Origin of the sequence: Roseiarcus sp. (assembly GCF_052145395.1) — a bacterium.
Taxonomy (GTDB): Bacteria; Pseudomonadota; Alphaproteobacteria; order Rhizobiales; family Beijerinckiaceae; genus Roseiarcus.
In genome coordinates this window covers 1-6,282 of record NZ_JBKQOT010000443.1, presented here as the reverse complement: position 1 = coordinate 6,282, position 6,282 = coordinate 1, and the positions used below count along the sequence as shown (strand labels likewise).

The following is a 6,282-nucleotide window of genomic DNA, read 5'->3' as shown; positions in this document are numbered from 1 at the left end:
CTCTCGGCGCCGGGGCGCGATTTCACCGGCGGGGAATTCGTGCTGACCGAGCAGCGGCCGCGCATGCAGTCGCGCGCCGAGGTCGTGAGCCTTAAGCAGGGCGACGGGGTGATCTTCGCCGTGCGCGAGCGACCGGTTCAGGGAACGCGGGGTCCGTATCGGGTGGCGCTGCGCCACGGGGTCAGCCGCATCCGGAGCGGCGAGCGCTTCACGCTGGGCGTCATCTTCCACGACGCGGCGTGAGGCCCTCTCGCCCCGCCGCCGTTCGGCGCCGTTTCGCGCGCCGCTCGGCATGCGTTCGGCATGCGTTCGGCGCGGGTTAGACACGCGTTCGGCGCCTGAAAACGGGGCCTTATTCACCCGTGTTTTGAGCGCTCTCAAGGGCTTAGTCCGCAGTTTGCGCAAAAAAGCGAGCGCGCAAGCAGCGGGCCGTCGCGGGCGGTCTCGAGGGCGGGCCGGCGGGGGCGCCCCCGGGGGCGCCTTACCACAAACATCCGAAGTCCCTTCTCCTCAACCGTCATCTTTCAGCCCTGCAGCCTCGTTTTCGGCCCTTCGAAGGTCATAGCACATGATTCCGAAAATCGGAAGTCGTTGCTGACCCCGAGCGCCCTCGCGTCCCGCCCGGCGGGACAGATCGTTTCGGCCGCCGCGCCGTGGCGGCGTTGCCGCGGCCCGCGGCGGTGCTTAACTATGCGCAAGCATCCGACACTTCGAGGATTTTCATGCCCGCCCGCCAGCCTGCCATCTTCATCCCCCACGGGGGCGGCCCCTGCTTCTGGATGGAGTTTCCGCCGCCCTTCGGCCCGCACGCCTGGGATCGCCTACGCGCCTACCTCGCGGGCCTCGTGGATTCGCTCCCCGAGCGGCCTAAGGCGTTTCTGGTCGTCACCGCCCATTGGGAGGCGGCTCAGCCGACGGTGAGCCTCAACCCGAAGCCGGACATGCTCTACGACTATTACGGCTTTCCCGATCACACCTATCGGCTGAACTATCCGGCGCCGGGCGCGCCCGAGATCGGGGCCGAGGTCAAGCGCCTGATCGAGGCGGCGGGCCTGCCGGTCGCGACCGACGCAAGCCGCGGCTTTGACCACGGCGTGTTCGTGCCCTTCCTGATCGTCGATCCGAAGGCCGAGATCCCGGTCGTCATGCTGTCCTTGCGCAAGGACCTCGACGCGGCCTTCCACATCAAGCTCGGCAAGGCGCTCGCGCCCCTGCGGGATCAGGGCGTGGCGATCGTCGGCAGCGGCATGAGCTACCACGACCTCAGGAGCTTTTTCGCCGGCGGGGATGGGGCGTCCAAAACCTTCGACGCGTGGCTCGACGAGACGGCCAAGGCGCCGGCGCCCGAGCGCGAGGCGCGCCTGGCGGCTTGGGACAAGGCCCCGGGCGCCCGCCTCTGTCACCCGCGTGAAGAGCACTTGATCCCGCTGATGGTGGTCGCCGGCGCGGCCGGCGACAGCGAAGGCCAGAACGCCTTCCGCGACGTGATCGGCGGCAAGACGATCTCGGCGTTCGAGTTCCGCTGACCTCTCAGGCCGTGAGGGTCTCCGGGAACCCCGCCGCGCGCAGGTCGGTGTGCAGCGCGTCCTCGAGCAGCTTCACGACCTGGGTCGACCACGCGCCGCCGCCGTAGGCCTCGCGGGCGCGTATAAAGGTCTGGGCGGTGATCGCGGCGAGGTCGAGCGGCACGCCGAGCTCGCTGCCGAGCGCCATGGCGAAGCCCAGGTCCTTGCAGGCGAGCTCCATGGTGAAGCCGACGTTGTAGGAGCCGTTGAGGACGAGCTGCGATTCGGTCTCGTGCACGAAGCTGTTGCCCGAGCTCGCCTTGATCACCGCGTAGGCCTGGGCGAGGTCGAGCCCGCCGCGCTTGGCCAGCATCAGCGCCTCGCCCGCCGCGACAAGGTGGACGAACGCCAGCATGTGGGTGATGACCTTCATCACCGAGGCCGAGCCCAGCGGCCCGACGTGGAAGAGCGGCCGTCCGATCGCCTCGAGCGCCGGGCGGTGGCGCTCAAACGCCTGAGCCTCGCCCCCGACGATCACGGCGACCGCGCCCGACGACGCCTTGTGGACGCCGCCCGTGACCGGAGCCTCCAGGGTGAAGACCCCCTGTTCGGCGGCGATCGCCGCAAGACGCTGGATCGATTCGGCGTCGACCGTGCTCGTCTCGATCCAGGTCGAGCCGGGCTTGAGGCCGGCGAGCAGGCCGTCGGCGCCGGTCAGCACCCGTTCGGAGACGGCCGGGGACGGCAGACAGGTGAAGACCGCGTCGACCCGCTCGGCCGCCGCGCGCGGGCTCGCCGCCCACGCGGCGCCCGCCTCGATCAGGGGCCTGGACGCCGCGGCGTCGAGGTCGTGGACCGTCAGGTCGAACCCGGCGCGGCGGAGATTTAGGGCAAGGGCGCCCCCGAGATTGCCGAGTCCGATGAACCCGTACCGCATCGTCACGCCTCCTACCCTTTCCGGCGCGGAGCATAAGCGCCCGGCGGCGGCCGGCAAGCGACGCGTCGTCGCGGCCAAACGCCTGTTTCGCCGCTCTGGCGCCAATGCGAAGGTTGCATTACATTGGGAATCTTGACGTTGCACGTCTATCGGGGATGCGGCCGTACTTTCGGGGGAGCCGAGTAAGTGGAGACGATCGCGGCCGTGGCGGCCAGGAAGTTGGGAAAGTTTCTCGCGGACGATTTTCGGGATATTTTCGGCCCCGCTCACGAGGAGAAAGCCGAACGTCTTGGGTCGCTGGCGCGAAGCGCCATCGAGGCCATCGCCAAGAGCGACGCGCTTTACCACAATTTCGAGCATACGATGCTGGTGACGTCGGTCGGCCGCGACATCCTGCGCGGTCGCCTTCTGTGGCAGCGGATCGAGGCGTCGGATTATCTGCACCTCATCTGCGCCTGCCTGCTGCACGACATCGGCTTCGTGCGCGGCGTGCTGAAAGGCGACACCTCAACCGAGTTCGTGGTCGACCAGAGCGGACGAAAGGTGACCTTGCCCCGCGGCGCGTCCGACGCCGCCCTGATGCCCTATCATGTCGACCGCTCAAAACTGTTCGTGTACGAGCGGCTCGGCAATTCCCCGGATCTCGATCCGGCGCGGGTCGCTGAGGCGATCGAGCTGACCCGCTTTCCGCCCTGCCTCGAGGGCCGCGAGAACGCCGATCTCGAGGCGCGGCTGGTGCTGGCGTCGGACCTGATCGGCCAGCTCGGCGACCCGCTCTATCCGAAGAAGGCTAACGCCCTGTTCGCCGAGTTCGAGGAGATCGGCCAGAATCGGCAGTTCGACTACGAAACTCCGGCCGACCTCGTGGACAGGTACCCCTCGTTCTTCTCGAACCTCGTCAAAGAACATATCGCGGAAGGGGTGAAGTACCTCACGGTCACCGCCTCGGGGCGGCAGTGGGTTTCGAACCTTCACAACCACGTCTGGTGCGCCGAACACAGCCAATGGATGATGGGGCCGCAGCACTGAGGGCCGGTGGCGAGGTCAGTCCGGCGCGTGGACCGGCGCGTCCCGCGGCATGAGATGGAGGTCCGTCCCCCGCCAGGGATGGGCGTTGGCGACCTCTTCGTCGAGTTCGACGCCGAGCCCCGGCTCGCTCGGCGGGATGACATACCCGTCCTCCCAGCGGATCGGCTTCTTCAGGATCTCGGCGTGAAAGCCGTCCCAGCGCTCGATGCTTTCGAGGATGAGGAAGTTCGGGCTGCAGGCCGCGAGCTGGATGTTGGCCGCCCCGACCACCGGGCCGCAATAGAGGTGCGGCGCAATCTGCGCGTAGTGCGCCTCGGCCATCGCGGCGATCTTCTTCGCCTCCAGGATTCCGCCAACCCGGCCGAGATTCGGCTGCAGGATCGAGGCGGCGCCGGTCTCTAGCACACGCGCGAATTCGTATTTGGTCGTGAGCCGCTCGCCAGTCGCGATCGGCATGCGGCATTGCGCGGCGACCCTCGCCATCTCCTCCGGCGCCTCCGGAGGGGTGGGCTCCTCGAACCAGAGCGGCTCGTAGGGCTCGATGCGGCTCGCCAGCCTCAGCGCGCCCGAGACCGTGAACTGCCCGTGGGTGCCGAACAAGAGGTCGCATCGAGTCCCGAGCGCCTCGCGCAGGGCCTTGCAGAAGGCTTCGCTGAGTTCCAGCCGCTCGAGGCTCGGCTGGCGCGGATCGAAGGCCGAGTACGGGCCGGCGGGATCGAACTTCACCGCGGTAAAGCCCTGCTTCAGATATTTCAACGCGCGGTCGGCCGCCGCCTGCGGCGTCGAGTAGATCGGGCTGTCGGAATAGGCGTGCGAGCCCGGCTCGTCCGGGTAAAGATAGGTGTAGCTGCGAAGCCGCTCGTGAACCTTGCCGCCGAGCAGGTCGTGCACGGGCTTGCCGACCGCCTTGCCGACGATGTCCCACAGCGCCATCTCGACGCCGCTGAGCACGCCCATCAGCGACGCGTCGGGCCGGCCGGTGTAGCCGCGGCTGTAAACGTTGCGCCACAAGGCCTCGATGCGGAACGGGTCGGCGCCGAGGACGTGGCGCTCGAACACGTCGCGGATCATGGCGACGACCGTTGCGGGCGAAAAGCTTGCCGCATAGACCTCGCCGACGCCCTCGACGCCGCAGGCGGTCCTGAGTTTGAGAAAGACGAAGTAGCGTCCGCCGAAAGCCGGCGGAGGATTGCCGACGACGAAGGTCTTAAGCTCGGCGATTTTCATGGCGCGCCTCCCCTCAGAACACGATGACGTTGCGCACCACCCCGCCGGAGCGCGAGGAGGCGAGGGCCTCGTTGATCCGGTCAAACGGATAGCGGCCGGAGATCAGTTCGTCGAGCTTCAGCCGTCCGTCGCGATAAAGCGCGACGACCTTCGGCACGTCGACGACCGGGCGCGCCGAGCCCATCTTCGAGCCCAGAATCTTCTGCCCGTCGGCTGCGAGCCACCCGGGGTCGATCGTCGCATGAACGCCCGAAGGCGGCATGCCGACCAGCACCGTCCCGCCGTTGCGCTTCATCAGCGACACGCCCTGTTCCGCCGCGCCCTTGACGCCTACGGTGACGAACACCCAGTCGGCCTTGCGGCCGTGGGTCAGCGCTTTCACGCCGTCCTCCACGTTTTCGGCTTTGGCGTTGATCGTATGCGTAGCGCCGAACGTCCGCGCGGCGGCGAGCTTGGCCGGCTCGACGTCGACGGCGATGATCGGATTGCAACCCGCGATCCGGGCGCCTTGCACGGAATTCAGGCCCACCCCGCCGCAACCGATGATCACCGCGCTCGAACCCGGCTTTACGTCTGCGGTGTTCACCACCGCGCCGAGGCCGGTCAGCACGCCGCAGGCGATCAGCGACGCGACGTCGAGTTTCATGTCCTTCGGGATCGCCACCGCCTGGGAGGCGTCGACGACCATGCGTTCGGCGAAGGCGCCGGTGCGAAGCCCGTGGACGAGCGGCGCGCCCTCGGCGTCGCGAAGCGGGGTCTGGCGGTCGAGCGGGAACACCTCCTCGCAGAATACCGGCGCCCCTTCGGCGCAGGCGGGGCAGAAGCCGCAGTTTCGGATCAGCGTGGCGACGACATGGTCGCCGGGCTTCATGCGCGTCACGCCGGGTCCGACCGCCTCGACCACGCCGGCCGCCTCGTGCCCGTAGACCGCGGGAAGGTCGCCGCCCCAGGCGCCGTCGATATAGAAGATGTCGCTGTGACAGATGGCGAAAGCCGCGGTCCGGATCATCACTTCGCCCGCGCCCGGCGCGGCGATCTCGATGGTCTCGATCGTCAGAGGCGCCCCGAACGCGCGGCAGACGGCGGCTCTGGTTTTCATCGAATTCCCCGGAGAGTCGTTGGCGAACCGGGCGGGAAGGTTTCGTGCGCCGCGCCCGTGTTCAAGCGCAGTCTTGATGCAGGGGGTATGCCTTTTTCAGGGGCGCGGTCGCCGCCGTCCTCGACGCCGATGGGTCTTCCGGGTCACGACCCGCCATATGCAACGCCGTCGCCTTTCCGAGAGGGCCCCGCCAACGCGCCTCCGATGCACCGCGCCCCCGCATCCCGTGATCCGCCTCATCAGAACACGATACCCGACTTTCTGTTTTTCCGCAGGAACTCGTGGCTCGTAGAGACTTGCAAACACTCTCTCAAACCCCTCTTGCGCGGCCGTGCGAAACCCGCTATGAGACCCGGCCGGGGTTGACGGCGCGATGCGACCCCGAATGATCATACATGGCTACCGCCCTGTTTGGGTTTCGTCTCCCATGAGGCAGGCTTGAAGAGAGGCGGCGGATGGGCCGGAGGACGGAAGGGCAAGCCCTT

At 67.9% G+C, this 6,282-nt stretch carries 6 protein-coding genes; 3 read left to right on the top strand and 3 right to left on the bottom strand.

Annotated features, from left to right (window positions below):
- Both ACLP25_RS15045 and ACLP25_RS15040 read left to right on the top strand, forming a co-directional pair.
- Positions 1 to 243 (top strand): 2OG-Fe(II) oxygenase (locus ACLP25_RS15045; RefSeq protein WP_442469996.1); only part of this gene is annotated, 243 nt, incomplete at its 5' end.
- 479 nt (positions 244 to 722) lie between these two features.
- Positions 723 to 1,526: a DODA-type extradiol aromatic ring-opening family dioxygenase gene (locus tag ACLP25_RS15040; RefSeq protein ID WP_442469995.1), complete on the top strand. Its 804-nt coding sequence runs from the start codon at positions 723 to 725 to the stop codon at positions 1,524 to 1,526.
- A gap of 4 nt (positions 1,527 to 1,530) precedes the next feature.
- On the opposite strand, the gene ACLP25_RS15035 is transcribed toward ACLP25_RS15040, so the two are convergent.
- On the bottom strand, positions 1,531 to 2,448 hold the full coding sequence (locus tag ACLP25_RS15035; RefSeq protein ID WP_442469994.1) for an NAD(P)-dependent oxidoreductase: 918 nt from the start codon (positions 2,446 to 2,448) through the stop codon (positions 1,531 to 1,533).
- Between the two features lie 180 nt (positions 2,449 to 2,628).
- Here ACLP25_RS15035 and ACLP25_RS15030 point away from each other — a divergent pair, with 180 nt between their 5' ends.
- A complete protein-coding gene (locus ACLP25_RS15030) occupies positions 2,629 to 3,471 on the top strand; it encodes an HD domain-containing protein (protein ID WP_442469993.1) in 843 nt (280 codons plus the stop codon).
- Positions 3,472 to 3,486: 15 nt separating this feature from the next.
- Here the strand turns inward: ACLP25_RS15030 and ACLP25_RS15025 are convergent, their stop codons facing one another.
- Together ACLP25_RS15025 and ACLP25_RS15020 are read right to left on the bottom strand one after the other, a co-directional pair.
- A complete protein-coding gene (locus ACLP25_RS15025) occupies positions 3,487 to 4,698 on the bottom strand; it encodes a mandelate racemase/muconate lactonizing enzyme family protein (protein WP_442469992.1) in 1,212 nt (403 codons plus the stop codon).
- 13 nt (positions 4,699 to 4,711) lie between these two features.
- Positions 4,712 to 5,797 (bottom strand): Zn-dependent alcohol dehydrogenase, encoded by a 1,086-nt coding sequence (locus ACLP25_RS15020; protein ID WP_442469991.1) that lies wholly within the window; start codon positions 5,795 to 5,797, stop codon positions 4,712 to 4,714.
- Positions 5,798 to 6,282: the final 485 nt, after the last annotated feature.